The sequence below is a fragment of the Xanthomonas sp. F14 genome (assembly GCF_014199865.1).
In genome coordinates this window covers 673,527-689,138 of sequence record NZ_JACHOM010000001.1, presented here as the reverse complement: position 1 = coordinate 689,138, position 15,612 = coordinate 673,527, and the positions used below count along the sequence as shown (strand labels likewise).

17 protein-coding genes are annotated in these 15,612 nt (G+C 67.4%); 4 read left to right on the top strand and 13 right to left on the bottom strand.

The features are described from left to right. Window positions 1-43 precede the first annotated feature (43 nt). The 7 genes from GGR73_RS03035 to GGR73_RS03005 all read right to left on the bottom strand — a co-directional run bounded on the left by GGR73_RS03035 (window position 44) and on the right by GGR73_RS03005 (window position 6,908). Window positions 44-820 carry an NAD kinase gene (locus GGR73_RS03035; RefSeq protein ID WP_016902458.1) on the bottom strand — a complete coding sequence of 259 codons (777 nt, stop codon included), beginning with the start codon at window positions 818-820 and terminating at the stop codon, window positions 44-46. 217 nt (window positions 821-1,037) lie between these two features. Further along, on the bottom strand, window positions 1,038-3,173 hold the full coding sequence (rlmKL, locus tag GGR73_RS03030; protein ID WP_024940675.1) for a bifunctional 23S rRNA (guanine(2069)-N(7))-methyltransferase RlmK/23S rRNA (guanine(2445)-N(2))-methyltransferase RlmL: 2,136 nt from the start codon (window positions 3,171-3,173) through the stop codon (window positions 1,038-1,040). Then, window positions 3,170-3,361, bottom strand: coding sequence for a hypothetical protein (locus tag GGR73_RS20255; protein WP_184455562.1), 192 nt, complete (start codon window positions 3,359-3,361; stop codon window positions 3,170-3,172). The genes rlmKL and GGR73_RS20255 overlap by 4 nt, the downstream gene beginning before the upstream one ends. After that, entirely contained in the window at window positions 3,340-4,953 is a 1,614-nt protein-coding gene (locus GGR73_RS03020; protein ID WP_184455560.1) for an ATP-binding cassette domain-containing protein, read from the bottom strand. Before GGR73_RS03020 ends, GGR73_RS20255 begins: the two co-directional genes overlap by 22 nt. Before the next feature lie 392 nt (window positions 4,954-5,345). Next, window positions 5,346-5,852 (bottom strand): GNAT family N-acetyltransferase, encoded by a 507-nt coding sequence (locus tag GGR73_RS03015; protein WP_024940677.1) that lies wholly within the window; start codon window positions 5,850-5,852, stop codon window positions 5,346-5,348. Window positions 5,853-5,892: 40 nt separating this feature from the next. Beyond that, complete coding sequence (locus GGR73_RS03010; RefSeq protein WP_024940678.1) at window positions 5,893-6,420, bottom strand: YqiA/YcfP family alpha/beta fold hydrolase; 528 nt, start codon at window positions 6,418-6,420, stop codon at window positions 5,893-5,895. After that, window positions 6,417-6,908, bottom strand: coding sequence for an MOSC domain-containing protein (locus GGR73_RS03005; protein ID WP_184455558.1), 492 nt, complete (start codon window positions 6,906-6,908; stop codon window positions 6,417-6,419). The genes GGR73_RS03010 and GGR73_RS03005 overlap by 4 nt, the downstream gene beginning before the upstream one ends. Before the next feature lie 23 nt (window positions 6,909-6,931). On the opposite strand from GGR73_RS03005, the gene GGR73_RS03000 reads away from it, so the two are divergent. Continuing rightward, on the top strand, window positions 6,932-7,507 hold the full coding sequence (locus tag GGR73_RS03000) for an N-acetylmuramoyl-L-alanine amidase (protein WP_115043289.1): 576 nt from the start codon (window positions 6,932-6,934) through the stop codon (window positions 7,505-7,507). A gap of 48 nt (window positions 7,508-7,555) precedes the next feature. On the opposite strand, the gene GGR73_RS02995 is transcribed toward GGR73_RS03000, so the two are convergent. The 4 genes from GGR73_RS02995 to GGR73_RS02980 form a co-directional block, all read right to left on the bottom strand. Beyond that, window positions 7,556-8,509, bottom strand: coding sequence for a DUF1684 domain-containing protein (locus GGR73_RS02995; protein ID WP_184434147.1), 954 nt, complete (start codon window positions 8,507-8,509; stop codon window positions 7,556-7,558). Window positions 8,510-8,597: 88 nt separating this feature from the next. Then, complete coding sequence (locus tag GGR73_RS02990) at window positions 8,598-9,470, bottom strand: sulfurtransferase (RefSeq protein ID WP_184455556.1); 873 nt, start codon at window positions 9,468-9,470, stop codon at window positions 8,598-8,600. After that, a complete protein-coding gene (locus tag GGR73_RS02985; RefSeq protein WP_039528018.1) occupies window positions 9,467-10,264 on the bottom strand; it encodes a CoA pyrophosphatase in 798 nt (265 codons plus the stop codon). Before GGR73_RS02985 ends, GGR73_RS02990 begins: the two co-directional genes overlap by 4 nt. 118 nt (window positions 10,265-10,382) lie before the next feature. Beyond that, the gene (locus GGR73_RS02980) at window positions 10,383-11,081 is read right to left on the bottom strand and encodes an FKBP-type peptidyl-prolyl cis-trans isomerase N-terminal domain-containing protein (RefSeq protein ID WP_016902469.1); all 699 of its coding nucleotides are present in this window, start codon (window positions 11,079-11,081) and stop codon (window positions 10,383-10,385) included. A 163-nt stretch (window positions 11,082-11,244) separates the two neighbouring features. Here GGR73_RS02980 and GGR73_RS02975 point away from each other — a divergent pair, with 163 nt between their 5' ends. Genes GGR73_RS02975 through nth form a run of 3 tightly spaced genes read left to right on the top strand, consistent with a single transcriptional unit; the run spans window position 11,245 to window position 13,125 of the window. After that, on the top strand, window positions 11,245-12,027 hold the full coding sequence (locus GGR73_RS02975) for an enoyl-CoA hydratase-related protein (protein WP_054592283.1): 783 nt from the start codon (window positions 11,245-11,247) through the stop codon (window positions 12,025-12,027). Between the two features lie 10 nt (window positions 12,028-12,037). Beyond that, entirely contained in the window at window positions 12,038-12,418 is a 381-nt protein-coding gene (locus tag GGR73_RS02970) for a hypothetical protein (protein ID WP_054592284.1), read from the top strand. Beyond that, window positions 12,415-13,125, top strand: coding sequence for an endonuclease III (gene nth, locus GGR73_RS02965; RefSeq protein WP_184455554.1), 711 nt, complete (start codon window positions 12,415-12,417; stop codon window positions 13,123-13,125). The genes GGR73_RS02970 and nth overlap by 4 nt, the downstream gene beginning before the upstream one ends. A 217-nt stretch (window positions 13,126-13,342) precedes the next feature. Here the strand turns inward: nth and GGR73_RS02960 are convergent, their stop codons facing one another. Continuing rightward, window positions 13,343-14,911, bottom strand: coding sequence for a SulP family inorganic anion transporter (locus GGR73_RS02960; protein WP_046342271.1), 1,569 nt, complete (start codon window positions 14,909-14,911; stop codon window positions 13,343-13,345). An 11-nt stretch (window positions 14,912-14,922) separates the two neighbouring features. Further along, on the bottom strand, window positions 14,923-15,603 hold the full coding sequence (locus GGR73_RS02955) for a carbonic anhydrase (protein WP_016902474.1): 681 nt from the start codon (window positions 15,601-15,603) through the stop codon (window positions 14,923-14,925). Window positions 15,604-15,612: the final 9 nt, after the last annotated feature.

Genomic DNA, 15,612 nt, shown 5'->3' with positions numbered 1-15,612 from the left:
TGCCGTTGCAAATCCCGAATCCCCACTCCCCAATCCCCGCTCCTCAAACCGCAAACTGTTCGCTGAAGATGCGTTCTTCCAGATTGTGTTCGGGATCGAACAGCAGCGTCACCTGGCGCTGGGTGGATTCGCGGATGGTCACTTCGACCACGTCGCGGATCTCGTGCGAGTCGGCGGTGACGCTGACCGGGCGCTTGTACGGGTCCAGCACGCGGAAGCACACTTCGGTGTCGGCCTTGAGGATGGCGCCACGCCAGCGGCGCGGGCGATACGGGGCGATCGGGGTCAGTGCCAGCGTGTGCGAGCCCAGCGGCAGGATCGGCCCGTGCGCGGAATAGTTGTAGGCGGTGCTGCCGGCTGGCGTGGCGACCATGACACCGTCGCCGATCAGCTCGGCGATGCGGGTCTGGCCATTGAGATCCACGCTCAGGTGCGCGGCCTGGCGGGTCTGGCGCAGCAGCGAGACCTCGTTGTAGGCCAGCGACACCGTGCTGGCACCGGACTCGGTCTGCACCTGCATTTCCAGCGGGCGCAGGTGCGCCGGTTCGGCACGTTGCAGACGCGCGAGCAGGTCGTCCTCGTCGTCGCGGTACTGGTTCATCAGAAACCCGACCGAGCCCAGCTTCATGCCGAACACCGGCTTGCTGGCAGCGCCGTGCCGGTGCAGGGTCTGCAGCATGAAGCCGTCCCCGCCCAGGGCGCAGACGATGTCGGCGGTGTCCAGCGCATGATCGCCATAGCGCTGCACAAGACGCGCGCGCGCGGTCACCGCCGGCTCGGCGTGACTGGCGAGAAAGGCAATCCGGGGTGGTGCGGTCATCGTTGACTCCAGAGCATGCGAATCAGCATACCGCAGCGCTGTGGTGGGCTTGTTGGCTAGCCGCCCCGCCCTCGCCTGCGCGGACGCGCCTGCGCCTGCGCGATCGGGATCGGGATCGGGCGCCACCGGTGACACGGCGCACGTCAGCGCAACGGGCGCGGCAATCCCGCGCGCGCCCTGCGCGCGCTGCCCGGCCAGGCGTCACCGGGCCACTTCCTCAGGCGGTCAATCGCCAGGCGCGATGGATGCGCGCATGCCGCTCGAAATCCGGGTCGATGGTGCGCGGGCTGATTTCTTCGCACTGCGCAAACTCGGCCACCAGTTCCTCGTCGAGCTTGAAGCGGCGGAAGTTGTTGGAGAAATACAGCACCCCACCCGGCGCCAGGCGCGCCACTGCCGCGCGTAACAGCCGCACATGCTCGCGCTGGATGTCGAAGTCTTCGGCGCGTGCGGAGTTGGAGAAGGTCGGCGGGTCGCAGAAGATCACGTCGAAATGCGCGCGCTCGGCTTCCAGCCAGGCCAGCGCGTCGGCCTGCACCAGCTTGTGCTTGCTGCCGGCCTGCCCGTTCAGGGCCAGGTTGTCGGCGCACCACTGCAGATAGGTGCCGGACAGGTCCACGCTGGTGGTCGAGCTCGCGCCGGCCACCGCCGCTTCCACGCTGGCCACGCCGGTGTAGCAGAACAGGTTGAGGAAGCGCCGCCCCTTCGATTGCATGGCCATGGTGCCGCGCAACGGGCGATGATCCAGGAACAGGCCGGTATCCAGGTAATCGAACAAATTCACCCGCAGCAGCGCGCCATGCTCGCGCACGTTGATGAACTCGTTGCGCTGCTCGAAGCGGCCGTACTTGCTGCCGCCCTTGCCGCGCTCGCGTGATTTGAGCGCCACGCGTTCGCCCGGCACCTCGAACACCTCGCGTGCGGCGGCCAGCAGTTCGCCCAGACGGCGGCGCACGTCGGCTTCCGGAATCGTCGCCGGCGCCGCGTATTCCTGCACATGCAGAAACACGCGGCGATCGCCATCGGCTTGCTGGTACACGTCGATGGCGGCCGAGTATTCCGGCAGATCGGCGTCGTAGACGCGGAAGCATTCGATGCCTTCGCGTGCGCGCCACTTCTTGAACTTCTGCAGGTTCTTGCGCAGGCGGTTGGCGACCATCTGCGCGCCCTCGCTGAGCGCGGTCGGCGCCGCCAGCGGGGTGCGCCGCGGCACCGCGATCGGGTCGCAGACGATCAACGCGCACTCGATCGCGCCATTGAACAGCTGGTATTTCTTGCCCGCGCGCAGGCCGGTGGCATACGCCAGCTCGGCGTTGCCGCACAGCAGGCTGGCCCGCCATTGCGGCACGGCGCGCTGCAGGGTATCGCCCAGGCGGCGATACAGCGCCGCATCGGCGGCCAGACGTTCGTCGTAAGGCGGATTGCACACCACCACGCCGGTGGCCTGCGGCGGGGTCTGCAGGTCGCCCACCTCGCGCACGCCGAACCAGATCGCCTCGGCCACGCCAGCCACTTGCGCATTTTCTTTCGCGGCGCGGATCGCATGCGGGTCCATGTCGCTGCCGTGGATCACCTGCCGGAGCGCGGCGCGGCCGAGACTGTCGCGCTCGCGCGCTTCGCCCACCAGTTGCTGCCAGCCCTCGCGGTCGAAGCCGCGCCAGCGGCTGGGGAGATCGCTGCCATAGCGCTGCAGGCCGGGCGCCACGTCGGCGGCCATCAGCGCGCCTTCGATCAGCAGGGTGCCGCTGCCGCACATCGGATCCAGCAGGCCGCCGCCATCGGCGTAGGCGCGCGGCCAACCGGCGCGCAGCAACACCGCCGCAGCCAGATTCTCCTTGAGCGGCGCATCGTTCTGCGCCATGCGCCAACCGCGCCGGTGCAGCGGGCCGCCGCCCAGATCCACCGAAATGGTGGCGCGGCCCTTGCGCAGCGACAGGTTCAACCGCAGATCCGGGCTGTCCACGTCCACCGACGGACGTTCCAGGCCCTGCCGACGCATGGTGTCGACCACCGCGTCCTTGATCCGCTGCGCCGCGTAACGGGCGTGCGTGATCGCGGTACCGGAGACATGCGCGTCCACCGACAGCGTGTGGCCGACGGACAGGTGCTCGTCCCACGGCAATTCGGCCACCCCGGCATACAGCGCGTCCTCGTCCGGGCAATCGAATTCGCTCAGCGGCCACAACACGCGGCTGGCCAGGCGCGACCACAGCACGGCGCGCTGCGCGTCGCGCAGGTCGCCTTCGACGTTGACGCCGGAGATGGTGGCGGTGGCCTTGCTGGCCCCGAGCGACAGCAGCTCGTCGGCAAGCAGGTATTCCAGGCCCTTGGCACAGGATGCGAAGAATTTCACGTAGGCAGGTATCGATGGAGACGCTGGCCGTGGGGGCGAGCGTGGGAGCAGGACGCTGGGCCGGCGCCCGGGTGGGCAAAGCCGTGGCCGCCGCGGGCGGGGCGCAAATGGTCGGCCATCGGAGCCGGCTTTACCAGCCCGCCGGCCGGATCGCCCGCCGCGCGGTTCACCACGGCGCCAGCCGCCACTGCGGCTGCGCAGTCTCCAGGCGCTGCTGCAGGCCCAGCCGCTGCAGGAAGGCGGCATCGTGCGAGGCGACGATCAGCGCCCCCTGGTAGCTGCGCAGCAGCGCCTCGATCGCTTCCACCGCGGCCAGGTCCAGGTGGTTGGTCGGCTCGTCCAGCAACAGCAGTTGCGCCGGCTGCGCCCGGTACAGCGCACATGCCAGCGCCGCCTTGAGCCGTTGGCCGCCGCTGAGCTGGCCGGTGGGCAGGTCGGCACGCTGCTGGTCCAGCCCCAGCAGCGCCAGGCGCAGCCGCTGCGCGTGGGCTGGCGCGTCCGGAGCTGCATCCTGCAGCTGCGCAGCGGCCGAGCGCGCCGGATCCAGCAGCCCCAGGTGCTGATCCAGGTACGCCACCGGCACATGCACCTGGCAACGCCCCGCGCTGGGTTGCAGGCGCCCGGCCAGCAGCTGCAGCAACGACGACTTGCCGCTGCCATTAGGGCCGACCAGGCCGATCCGCGGCTGCCCATGTAGCAGCAGGTCCACCCGCCGCCCGCCCAGCCGTCCGTCGGCCAGCTCCACCTGCTGCAGCGTGGCCAGCTGCCGCGATGCACCGGCGGGCGATGTCGGCGCCAGGAGCGCGATCGTGGGGTCGTCCTGCACCAGCGCTGCGGCCTGCACCACCGCCTCGCTCAGCCGCGCCTGTTCGGCCTGGCGTTGCTGTTGCAGCCGCCCCGCGCTGAGCTCGCTGCGCTGCTTCTGCGCGCCGAGCAGGATCGCGGCCTGGTTGGCCTGCCCTGCGGCACGCGCGCCGCGTGCCTGGCGTTGCTGTTGACGCTGCTGCTGTTCGCGCAGCGCCTGCTCACCGCGTGAACGCGCCTGTTTGCGCTGGGCCAGCAATTCGCTGGCGGCCTGCTGTTCGATGGCGCGCTGCTGCGCATAGAACGTGTAATTGCCGCCGTAGCTGCGCAGCCCCTGCGCGGACAATTCAACGATGCGCTGCATCGCATCGAGCAGGTCGCGGTCGTGGCTGATCACCAGCAAGCCACCGCTCCACGCCAGTAACTGATCCATCAGCCGCTGCCGTTGCGGGCCATCCAGGTGATTGCTGGGCTCGTCCAGAATCAACAGGTCCGGCCGGGTCAGAAACGCACCGGCCAGTGCCACGCGCGTCGCTTCGCCGCCGCTGAGCTGCGCGGCCGGTGCACGCGGATCGCGCCCACCCAGACCTTGTCGTTCGAGTTCTGCGGCAAATTGCGCATGGGCGGTCCAGCGCTCGCCGACCAGTTCAAAATCGGCGGGCGCAACGCTGCCGGCGGCGATACGGTCCAGCGCATCCAGCAGCGGCGCGACACCGGCCAGTTCGGCAATGCTCTGCCCCGGCGCCACGCGCACGCGCTGCGGCAGGTAATGCACGCTGCCGTTGCGCACGTAACGCCCTGCGCTGGGCAGCACCTCGCCGGCCAGCAGGCGCGCAAGCACGCTCTTGCCCACGCCATTGCGCCCGACCAGGCCGGTGGCGCGTTGGTCGATGTGGATGGACAGATCGGAAAATAGCGGGCTGCCATCGGGCAGCACATACGCAACGCTTTCCAGCGTCAGCGACGGACAGGTCATACGGGTCTCCATTGCATGCCAGCACACGCACCGATCCAGCCGGACCGGCAGCGGGTAAGGCCGTCATCACGACGGCGGCATCAATGGCGCATTGGACCAATCCTCAGACAGTGGGCAATGCGGCAAAGTGTAGGTCAGCCTGCGAGCCAGGCCAAATCGCAGGCGTGGCCGCGGTCAAGCCCAGCATGGCGAGCACCGGCGTTCATGACGGTTCACGCTCCTGCAGGCCAGCACCTCGCCGACCTCCAGGCGCCCCCGGAAACCGCGGCGAGCGCTCGCCGGTACGCAATTGCCGGGATCCGGCGTCCCTGCGTCCTCAATCCCGCGAAAACCGTCCCCTGCCGACCCAGTGCCTGGCGTGGATCACGCCAAGCGGTCGCCAGCAGCTGGACTCAACCCAGCCCGAAAGCCGGGTGATAGGCGACATCGGCCAGCGGCAGCAGACGGTCGCCGAACGCCAGCGCCTGCAGCTCGGACGCCGGCACGCCGGGCAACACCAGCCCCGGTTCCACCGCAAAGCCCAGACGCCGGAAAAACGCCGGTTCGCCCAATGCCAGGCAACCGGCGGCGCCACGCTCGCGCAAGCTGCCCAGCGCCGCCTGCACCAGGCGCGTGCCCAGTCCCTGGCGCTGATGCCCCGGCCCGATCGCCAGCGGCCCCAACGCATACCAGCCAGGCGAATCGTCCGACAGCGACACCGGCGATACCGCCAGGTGCCCGACCACATACCCGTCGTGGTCGGCCACCAGCGACAGCGCCAGCGCGCCGTCGTTGCGCAAGGCGGCGATCACGTGCTGCTCGTCGTGGCGGCTATGTTCGTCGCGCATGAACGCGACCATCGTCAGCAGTTCGATCGCCGCAGCATCGCCATCGCTGGCTTCGCGAATCAGCACGTTCATCGCAGGCCCCGCAGCCCGCTCGTCTTCAGACCATTGCGCATCACAGGCTCTGCAACAGTTCGGCGAAGGCACGCGCCGACGCATCCACATGCGACGCCAGCCGGTGTTCGTCGTCGACCAGCAGCAAGCGCGCATGCCGCGCCTGCGCCCAGGCGATCACCTCGCCGGCCGGAATCAATTCATCGCGCCAGGCATGCACGATGGAAATCGGCACGCGCGCCGCATCCAGTGCCGGCAACGGCCCCATCCGGGTCGGCGGCACCATCAGGAACAGCCCGCGCGTGGGCACCTGCAACGACACCTGCGCGGCGATGTACGAGCCCAGGCTGGAGCCGACCAGCACCAGCGGGCCCTTGTCGGCCGCCGCCCGCGCGATCTCCAGCAGGCGTTGCAGCCGGCCCTGCACGTCGCCAAGCGAACTGACCTCGCGGCGTGCGTCCAGATCGGTGTAGTCCGGGCGCTCGTGGGTCCAGCCCAGCTGCCCGGCGACATCGGCCAGGGCGGTGACCTTCAGCGCATCTGGGCCGCTTTCGAAGCCGTGCGACAGGATGCAGTGACCGCGGCTCATAGCGCCTGCACCGTATCGCCGATGCGCAGCACGCCGCCACGCAGGATGCGCGCGCACAAGCCGCCATGGCCGCGCATGGCGTTATAGCCACCCGCGCCAAGTGCGTCTTCCATGCGCGAGCACGGATCGCAGGGGTCGGTGCCTTCCAGCTCGACATCGCCGATGCGGAAGCGCCGCCCCTTCAAGGCGATCAGCGGGATGCCGGACACCACCAGGTTACGGCGCAAGGTGGCCGGCGCAATTGCTGTATAACCGGCCAGCGCTGCGATCACTGGCAGATGCTCGGCCTGGATCAGGGTCACGCCGCGCTTGCCGCTGCCGCCCTTGTAGCGGTCGCCGACCAGGCCGATGCCGGTGGTGGCCTGCGCCGCGTCCACCTCGATCATGTCCACGTCGCGCGCCGGGCGCACGCCGATCCAGGTCACCTGGCCGGTCTGCGGCAGGGTTGCCATCAATTTGCCCAAAGGGCTGTCGGGATTCAAAGCCATCGTCGAATGCTAGCATCCGCCCCATGTCCGATGCCGTCCTGCCGTCGCCACCGATCACCTATGCGCCGTTGTCCTACGAATCGCGGCTGGCGCGACGCGCGCTCACGCAGATCGACATGGTGGTCATCCATTGCACCGAATTGCCCGACATGGCGATGGCGCGCGAATACGGCGAACGCGTGCTCTACGACAGCGGCACCGGCAACAGCGGGCATTACTACATCGACCGCAACGGCAGCATCCAGCAATACGTTGCGCTGGAGCGCGTCGCCCACCACGTGCGCGGCCACAACCCGCATACGCTGGGCATCGAACTGGTCAACAGCGGCCGTTATCCGCACTGGCTGGACTCGCGCCATCAGTGCATGAACGAACCGTACCCGCAGGTGCAGATCAACGCGCTGATCACGCTGCTGCAATGGCTGCAACAACAGTTGCCGTCGGTACGCCGGATTGCCGGCCACCAGGCACTGGACACCACCCAGGAAGCGGCCAGCGACGACCCGTCGCGCAAGATCCAGCGCAAGCTCGATCCCGGCCCGCTGTTTCCGTGGCCGCAGATCGAAGCGGCGGTCAGCTGGTCGCATGCACCGCGCTAGCAGCGGTGCCCCCATCGAAACAGCATTCTGCCTTCGCTGGTACAGCGCTCAACGCTCGGCTGCGCGGTAGGTCTTCTCGCCCGCATTCACCGCAAGATCCAGGCGATTTTCCGGCGATGCGATCGGGCAGACCACATGCGGCGTCAACGCGCAGGGCGGATTTTCGGCCAGATTGAAGTCGAGCACGAGCCGGCCATCGTGTGGCGGCGCGGTGTAGAGATAACGCGCGCCGCCATAACTTTCCTTGCCGCTGGTGCGATCGGCGAACAGGAAGAACAGGCCCTCCCCGTCGTCGCTGACGATCGGCTGCAAGCGGTACTCCTGGCCATTGCGCGAGAACACCGCCTCGCCCGGTATCTCGACGGTAAGCGGCGTGCCGATCGACGTCAGCAGCGTGGTCGTGCGCGGGGTGGGATACGCCTGCCAGCGCGCCTGGATGCGCCAGTGCGGATCGGTCGGAAAATATTCCAGCCCGGCGAAATGGCTCAGCAGCGGCGCTGCCGGGTCGCGGAAACGCCAGCCGAACAAGCTGCCGGTCTGCACCAGATAGAACTGCCGCCCTTCCACATCGAGGCGATCGCCCCGCTGCCCTGCGCGCTCCGGCTCCAGGCGGACGCGATCGACGCGCTCCCCGTTCAAGTACACCGGTACATGTGCGGCGGCGTCGAAGTGCACGCGGCCGTCGCCATCCAGCGTCAGCTGCCCCAGCTGCGCAGGACCGGCCGGCAATACCAGATCGCTGCGCGGATCGCTGCCCACCTGGTAACGGCCTGCGCGCACACGCCCGGAGCCGGTGTAGCTCAGCCAACCGTCGGGCGCGCGCAAGCGCTGCAAGCGCTCGGCGCGTGCACGTTCGAGTTCGACCTGATACACCGCATGGCGGTCGCTCTGTCCACGACCGGCGATGCGCGCACCGTTGGCGTCGGCGGTCGATCCCGCCGAACAGGCCGCCATCGACAGCATCGCGACGCACAGCGCGCCGACCTGCAACTGCAACCGCATGAGTCACCCAGCACTGCGAGAAACTGCGCTCCGCGCAGCGAACCTGCGTCCCCACAGGTCACCGTTCCTGCCGCCATTGTGCCTGCAATCAGGGGCCGGTCGCGACCGGGCGTGTCGCATCCTGCAACCAACCGCTCCAGGAGCCGGCGTAAACGCGCGCGCCCGACAAGCCGGCCACTTCCAGCGCCAGCAGCAGATGGCAGGCGGTCACGCCCGAACCGCACATCACCACTGCCTGCTCGGGGCGATACGCGCCCAGCAGCGCAGACAACTCGCTGCGTAGTTCCTCGGCCGGCTTGAAACGCCCATCGCGCAGGCTCACACCCAGCGGACGACTCACCGCACCGGGCACATGCCCGGCCACCGGATCGACCGGCTCCACCTCGCCGCGAAACCGCTCGGCGGCGCGTGCATCCAGCAACCAGCCCGGCGCCTGATCCAGCCGCGCCAGGATCTGCCCGGCCTCGACCACGGCATCGTCATCGAAGCTGCCCGGGTATGCCGCGCCATCGTGCAGTGCAGGCGGCTCGGTGCTTTCCGGCAACCCCGCCGCGCGCCAGGCGGCCAGCCCGCCATCGAGCACCGCCACGCGGCGATGCCCCAGCAACCGCAGCATCCACCATGCCCGCGCCGCGGCCATGCTGCCGTCGGCGGCGTCGTAGATCACCACCTGGCTGTCCGGGTCGATCCCCCACTCGCCCAGCCGCCTGGCGAATGCCGCGCTTTGCGGGAGCGGATGCCGCCCTTGCGCAGGCTGCGACAGATCGGCCAGATCCTCGTCGAGATCGGCGTAGTACGCGCCTGGCAGATGCCCCTGTGCATAGGCCTTGCGCGCTGCATCCGGGTCCGGCGCAGTCGGTGGCGCAGCGCGCGCGTCCAGCAGTCGCAACTGCGGATGCGGCAACGCCGCGGCCAGCGTGGCGCTGTCGACCAGCGTGGTCCAGTGGAGTTCCGCACTCATGCAACCTGCTCCAGACGACGACGAAGATTGAGGAGAATGGCCGCGGTGGCGCCCCAGATGCGGTGGCCCGGCCAGTCGTATTCCAGCACGCGGCGTGGCCTGCCGCGAAACTCCAGCTCCACGCTGCGCAGATTGTCCGGGTCCATCAGATAGGCCAACGGCACCTCAAACACCTCGGCCACTTCATCCGGCTGCGGCACCGCCACGAACGCCGGGTCGATCACCGCCACCACCGGGATGACGCGAAACCCGCTCACGGTCAGAAACGGATCCAGATATCCCAGCGCATGCACCTGGCCGGCGCCGAGCGCGATTTCCTCGCAGCTCTCGCGCAAGGCCGCAGCGGCCGCATCCGCATCCGACGGCTCGACCCGGCCACCGGGAAAACTGACCTGTCCGGCATGGTGACGCAGGCTGTCGGTGCGCCGGGTCAGCAGCACCATGGTGCCCTGCGCGCGCGGCACCAGACCGCAAAGCACTGCGGCCTCGGCAGACGCGCCGCCTTCGGTCAGGTCGATCAATTCGGCATGATTCCAGCCCGGCCCGTCGGGCGCGGTGTCCAGCGCATACAGCGCACGCTGCAGCTGCGCGCATTCGGGCAGCCGCGCGGCCAACGCGCGCGCGGGCAGAACCGTGTGCAGATACTCCTGACGTTCGCCGTCGCTCATGCTCATCCAGCGTGCAATTTCATCCAGGCTGCGCAGGCAGCCGACACAGTGCGCCTGCGCGTCCAACGAACATACACCGATACACGGGCTGGGCAGGCCACTGCGGTTCGAATCCGTGTCGCTCATCGCTGGCTCCCACCGCACCGCATCCTCACGCCGGCCGTCCATCCTGTCGCGCATCCGGTGGACCCAAACGACAACGCCGGCCTGGTGGCCGGCGTTGTCACAGCAACAGCAAACGCAATTACTTGACGCTGACCAGCTTGATCTCGAACTGCACGGCCACGTTCGGCGGGAACGGGGTACGCGGGTCGGCACCGTAGGCCTTCTCCGGCGGCAGGGTCACTTCCCACTTCGAGCCGGCCGGCATCTGCAGCAGCGTGTCGCGCATGGCCTGCATTTCGACTTCGCTGACCTTGATGGCCGGGATCTGCTGCGCCGGACGGGCCTTCTCGCGGTCGCCGAACGGGAACGGACCGGCCACTTCCAGCTGCACGGTGCTGGCCTGGGTCGGCTTGGCGCCCTTGCCGGCTTCGATCACGCGGTACTGCACGCCGCTCGGCAGCGTCTGCACGCCAGCGGTGCCCTTGTTCTTGGCCAGGAACTGGTCGCTCTTGGTCTTGTTGGCAGCAGCGGCCTTGTCGTATTCGGCCTTGGCCTGCTGGGCACGGCCTTGCTCACGCTTCTGGAACGCTTCGACAGCCGGCTTCAGCTGGTCGGCGGTGATCGCCGGCTGCTTCTTGGCATAGGCGTCCTGCAGACCCTTTACCACCGAGTTGATGTCGAGCTGCTCGCCGCGGCCGGTGAGCTCGGCAAGGTTGTTGCCGTAGTCATAGCCGAAGTAGTAGCTCAACTTGCCCTTCTCGGACGTCGTGTCCTGGGCCAGTGCATTGCCCGTCAGGGCCAGGGCCGCCACAGCGACCGCGATAGAACGCAACTTCATCAAACAATTCTCCAGGGTGGTGGCACAGGACGGGTCTGCCGCCTGAGATGACGCGCTAGGATAGCGGCCGCGATAGCGAACCGCTACTTATCACGAAAGCTATGACCAGCAAGGCTTTCGGAAGTTCCGCATTTACTAATTTTTTACGTTCGTAAGGATTTCCATGTCCAATCACGTCATTCTGATCGCCGACCACGCCAGTGTACGGACGATCACGGTCAATCGACCGGACAAACTGAACGCCTTGAACCAGGAAACGCTGCAGGCGCTGGATCACGCCTTCGCCGAGGCAGCGAGCGCGGACGACATCCGCGTGGTGATACTGACCGGTGCCGGCCCCAAGGCGTTTGTCGCCGGCGCGGACATCGCCGAAATGCGCGATCTGTCGGCGATGCAGGGCCGCGAGTTCTCGCTGCTCGGCCAGCAGCTGATGCGCCGGATCGAGCGCATGCCCAAGCCGGTGATCGCCATGGTCAATGGCTTTGCACTCGGCGGCGGGCTGGAGCTGGCGATGGCCTGTCATCTGCGCATCGCCGCATCCAGCGCGCGTCTTGGGCAGCCGGAAATCAATCTTGGCCTGATCCCCGGCTTCGGCGGCACGCAACGGCTGTTGCGTCTGACCGGGCGAGCGGCAGCGCTGGAACTGTGCCTGCTCGGCCTGCCGATCGATGCTGCGCGCGCGTTCCAGTTGGGTCTGGTCAATCGCGTAGTCGAGCCGGAGGCATTGCAGGACGAAACCCTCGCCCTGGCACAACGCCTGGCCGCCGCCGCACCGCTCGCGCTGCGCGGCATCCTGGATGCGGTGGTGTTCGGTGGCGAATGCGCCATCGAAGAAGGCCTGCAGCTGGAAACCGCGCAATTTGCACTGTTGTTCGCCAGCGACGACATGCGCGAAGGCACCGGCGCCTTTCTCGAAAAACGCCCCGCACACTTTCTCAACCGCTGATCGGCCTGCCATGACGTTCGACCCCACATCGGCACCACGTCCACTGGCCCAGCAGCTGTTCGACTGCGTCCACGCCGACGATCTCGATCGTGCCTTGGCACTGGGCCTGATGGAGTACCGGCCCGATCCACGCGACGACCTGCTGGATCCGGCCTGCCCGCAACTGAGCGCGGTGCTGCTGGCCGCACAACAACGGCTACGCGATGCCTGGGCAGCACGCGACCGCTACCGTGCACGCGCCGCGCGCCTGCAACGTCGCGCTGCCGAACGCGATGCACGCCGAACGCCGGCAGCGGCGCCCAGCCAACCGGCGGCCGCCGCATTACCGCCGCTGGCTGCGGCCATCCTGGCGCGCGCCAAGGCCAAGGCCGCTGGTGGAGCACAGCCATGAACGCGATCCACGTCACCGCGCCGGCACGGCGCGGCAGCAACATGCGCAAGCCCGAAATACAGGAGATGTTCGCGCGCCTGCGCGAGCTCAATCCGCACCCGACCACCGAGCTGGAATACACCACGCCGTTCGAGTTGCTGATCGCGGTGCTGCTGTCGGCACAAGCCACCGATGTCGGCGTCAACAAGGCCACCCGCAAGCTGTACCCGGTGGCCAATACCCCGCGCGACATTCTCGATCTGGGCGAAGAAGGCCTGAAGCGCTACATCGCCACGATTGGCCTGTTCAACGCCAAGGCCAAGAACGCCATTGCCACCTGCAGGATCCTGCTGGAGCAATACGGCGGCGAGGTGCCGCACGATCGCGCTGCACTGGAGGCCTTACCCGGCGTCGGCCGCAAGACCGCCAACGTCGTGCTCAACACCGCGTTCGGCGAGCCCACCATGGCGGTGGATACGCATATCTTCCGCGTCGCCAACCGCACCGGTCTTGCACCGGGCAAGGACGTGCGCGTGGTCGAGGACAAGCTGATCAAGGTCATTCCGGCCGAATTCCTGCACGACGCACACCACTGGCTCATCCTGCATGGCCGCTACGTCTGCAAGGCACGCAAACCCGATTGCCCAGGTTGCGTGATCCACGACCTATGCCGCTACCGCGACAAGACCCCCGCACCCGCCGAAAGGCCGATAACAGCAAAAGGCTAACGCGCGTCTCAACAACCAACCAATCCGCAAACCGACGGCCAAGCAATCACGCCGGCAAGGCCAGCGTGCGCTTTTACGAATCCCAAATCCCGACTCCCCAATCCCCAATCCCCGCCCAAAAAAAAATCGCGACCGGGATGATGCGTCTTGCGGCGCCATGCATCACCCGGTCACGATAGATGTCACCCGGCGCGAGCGCCGGGCGTCTGCAGCAGGTCTACGCCGCCTTGGCTTGCTCCACGCGCTGTTCGACCAGCGCGCTTTCCACCGTCGGCTGACCTTCCACGCGTCGATCCAGCTCGTTCCAGTCCACCACCAGCTCGCAGCCGCGCGAGGCCGCATTCCGGCTCCAGTCGCGCAGCAACTCGATGCAGGCGTGGTCGACGTGATGCAGCTTGGCCACGTCCAGGTGCAATGCGGTGTTCGGCGGCACGCTTTCCAGCGTACGCGCCATCGCCGGCACCTTCAGGAACGTCGCCGAGCCCTGCAGGGTCAGATGCATCTCGTCCTTCTTGTGCTCGTGCTCACGCACGTCCACCTTCAGGCGCGAAGAATGCAGGGCCAGACGGAACAACGACAGGCCGAAGCCGATCAGCACGCCGGTCAGCAGGTCGGTCGCCACGATCGCGAAGGTGGTCGCCAGGTAGATCGCCGCGGTGCCACGGCCATAGGTCGCCAGCTCCTTGACCTGCCCGATCTTGATCATCTTCACGCCCGTGTAGACCAGGATGCCGGCCAGACACGCCACCGGCGTCATCCGCAACAGCCACGGCAGCAGCATTGCGAACACCAGCAACCAGCCGCCATGCAGCACCGTGGACATGCGCGTGGCCGCACCGGCCTGCACATTGGCCGCGCTACGCACGATCACGCCGGTCATCGGCAATGCGCCCAGGAAGCCGCACAGCATATTGCCCACGCCCTGCGCCGCCAGCTCACGGTCGTACTGCGTACGCGCGCCCTGATGCATGCGATCCACCGCCGCCGCCGACAGCAAGGTCTCTGCGCTGGCGATGAAGGCAAAGGTCACCGCCGACACCAGCAAGGTCGCATTGAACACGCCGAAGATGTCCGCGACGCTGGGGATGCTGATCGCCGAGAACAGATTGGTCGGCACGTCGACCTTGTTGACGTTCAGGCCCTGCAACTGCACCGTCGCCGTGACCACCACCACCGCGATCAACGCACCCGGCAAAAAGCGCAGACGCTGCGGGCGCAGCTTGTCCCATGCCAGGATGATGCCGATGGTGGCCAGACCCACGAACAACGCGGTACGGCCGGTCCCCTCGGTGATCGCCTGCCACACTACGGCCGGCAATGCAGCGAAGTTCTCCAGGCCGCGCGCCTTGGGAGCGGCGTCCATCAGCACGTGTGCCTGCGAGGCCACGATCAGGATGCCGATACCCGACAACATGCCGGCCACCACGGCCGGCGACGTCATCCGGAACCACACGCCTGCGCGGCACAGGCCGGCAATCAACTGAATCGCACCGGCCAGCAGAATCACCGGACCGAGGGCGGCAACGCCATGCTCGCGAACCAGCTCGAACACCAACACAGCCAGGCCGGCGGCCGGTCCGCTCACCTGCAGAGGAGAGCCCGCCAGGAAGCCGACGACCAGCCCACCGATGATGCCGGTGATCAGACCTGCGGCCGGCGGCATGCCGGAAGCGATCGCAATGCCCATACACAACGGGAGCGCGACGAGGAAGACCACGACAGACGACAACAAATCACGTCCGAACAGTCCCTGGCGGAAATATCCGCCGATACCTGATGTGTTCATGATGTGCTCCGTCAGGCGAGTTCAGCGCGCACGACTTGCTGCAGTCGCGGACGTGGGGTGGCTTCGGGGGTGTTGTCCGCCAACAACGGACGGAAGCCACCCTTCTCGGCATCGAAGGCGCGGATCTCGCCATGGGCGATGTCATAGATCCAGCCATGGATGCGCAAGGTGCCGGCCGCCAGACGCGCGGCGACCACCGGCTGCGTACGCAGATGGTCCAGCTGCGAGACCACGTTCTCTTCGGTCATGCAGCTCAGCGCTTCCTGGCTGTGCGGATCGTGTCCGTGATGGGCAGTGACGTGACGCGCTGCATCGGTGTGCTTGAGCCAGGCCGCCACGGACGGCACGTCTTCCAGCGATTCCGGCTTGAGCACCGCCTTCATTGCGCCACAGTCGGTATGACCGCAGATCACGATGTGCCGCACGCCCAGTACGGCGATGGCGTATTCGATCGCCGCAACCACGCCGCTGACGTGCTGGGAGTAAGGCGGCACCACATTACCGATATTGCGATAGACGAACAGTTCGCCCGGCTGTGCGGAGAAGATCAGCTCCGGCATGACACGCGAATCGGCGCAGGTGATGAACAACGTATGCGGACTCTGGCCACCGGCCAGTTCCTGAAAGCGCGCACTCTGGCGCGGATACACTTCCTTACGGAAATGACGAAAACCTTCTAGCAAACTTTCCATGGGAGATAC

Bases quoted from the DNA above. Each gene is read 5' to 3' on its own strand.
- GGR73_RS02960 (WP_046342271.1), bottom strand. From the start codon at position 14,911: ATGAACACATCAGGTATCGGCGGATATTTCCGCCAGGGACTGTTCGGA.
- GGR73_RS03000 (WP_115043289.1), top strand. From the start codon at position 6,932: ATGTCCGATGCCGTCCTGCCGTCGCCACCGATCACCTATGCGCCGTTG.
- GGR73_RS02990 (WP_184455556.1), bottom strand. From the start codon at position 9,470: ATGAGTGCGGAACTCCACTGGACCACGCTGGTCGACAGCGCCACGCTG.
- GGR73_RS03020 (WP_184455560.1), bottom strand. From the start codon at position 4,953: ATGACCTGTCCGTCGCTGACGCTGGAAAGCGTTGCGTATGTGCTGCCC.
- GGR73_RS02980 (WP_016902469.1), bottom strand. From the start codon at position 11,081: ATGAAGTTGCGTTCTATCGCGGTCGCTGTGGCGGCCCTGGCCCTGACG.
- GGR73_RS03015 (WP_024940677.1), bottom strand. From the start codon at position 5,852: ATGAACGTGCTGATTCGCGAAGCCAGCGATGGCGATGCTGCGGCGATC.
- GGR73_RS02955 (WP_016902474.1), bottom strand. From the start codon at position 15,603: ATGGAAAGTTTGCTAGAAGGTTTTCGTCATTTCCGTAAGGAAGTGTAT.
- GGR73_RS02975 (WP_054592283.1), top strand. From the start codon at position 11,245: ATGTCCAATCACGTCATTCTGATCGCCGACCACGCCAGTGTACGGACG.
- GGR73_RS03035 (WP_016902458.1), bottom strand. From the start codon at position 820: ATGACCGCACCACCCCGGATTGCCTTTCTCGCCAGTCACGCCGAGCCG.
- GGR73_RS03005 (WP_184455558.1), bottom strand. From the start codon at position 6,908: ATGGCTTTGAATCCCGACAGCCCTTTGGGCAAATTGATGGCAACCCTG.
- nth (WP_184455554.1), top strand. From the start codon at position 12,415: ATGAACGCGATCCACGTCACCGCGCCGGCACGGCGCGGCAGCAACATG.
- GGR73_RS02970 (WP_054592284.1), top strand. From the start codon at position 12,038: ATGACGTTCGACCCCACATCGGCACCACGTCCACTGGCCCAGCAGCTG.
- GGR73_RS02995 (WP_184434147.1), bottom strand. From the start codon at position 8,509: ATGCGGTTGCAGTTGCAGGTCGGCGCGCTGTGCGTCGCGATGCTGTCG.
- GGR73_RS03010 (WP_024940678.1), bottom strand. From the start codon at position 6,420: ATGAGCCGCGGTCACTGCATCCTGTCGCACGGCTTCGAAAGCGGCCCA.
- GGR73_RS02985 (WP_039528018.1), bottom strand. From the start codon at position 10,264: ATGAGCGACACGGATTCGAACCGCAGTGGCCTGCCCAGCCCGTGTATC.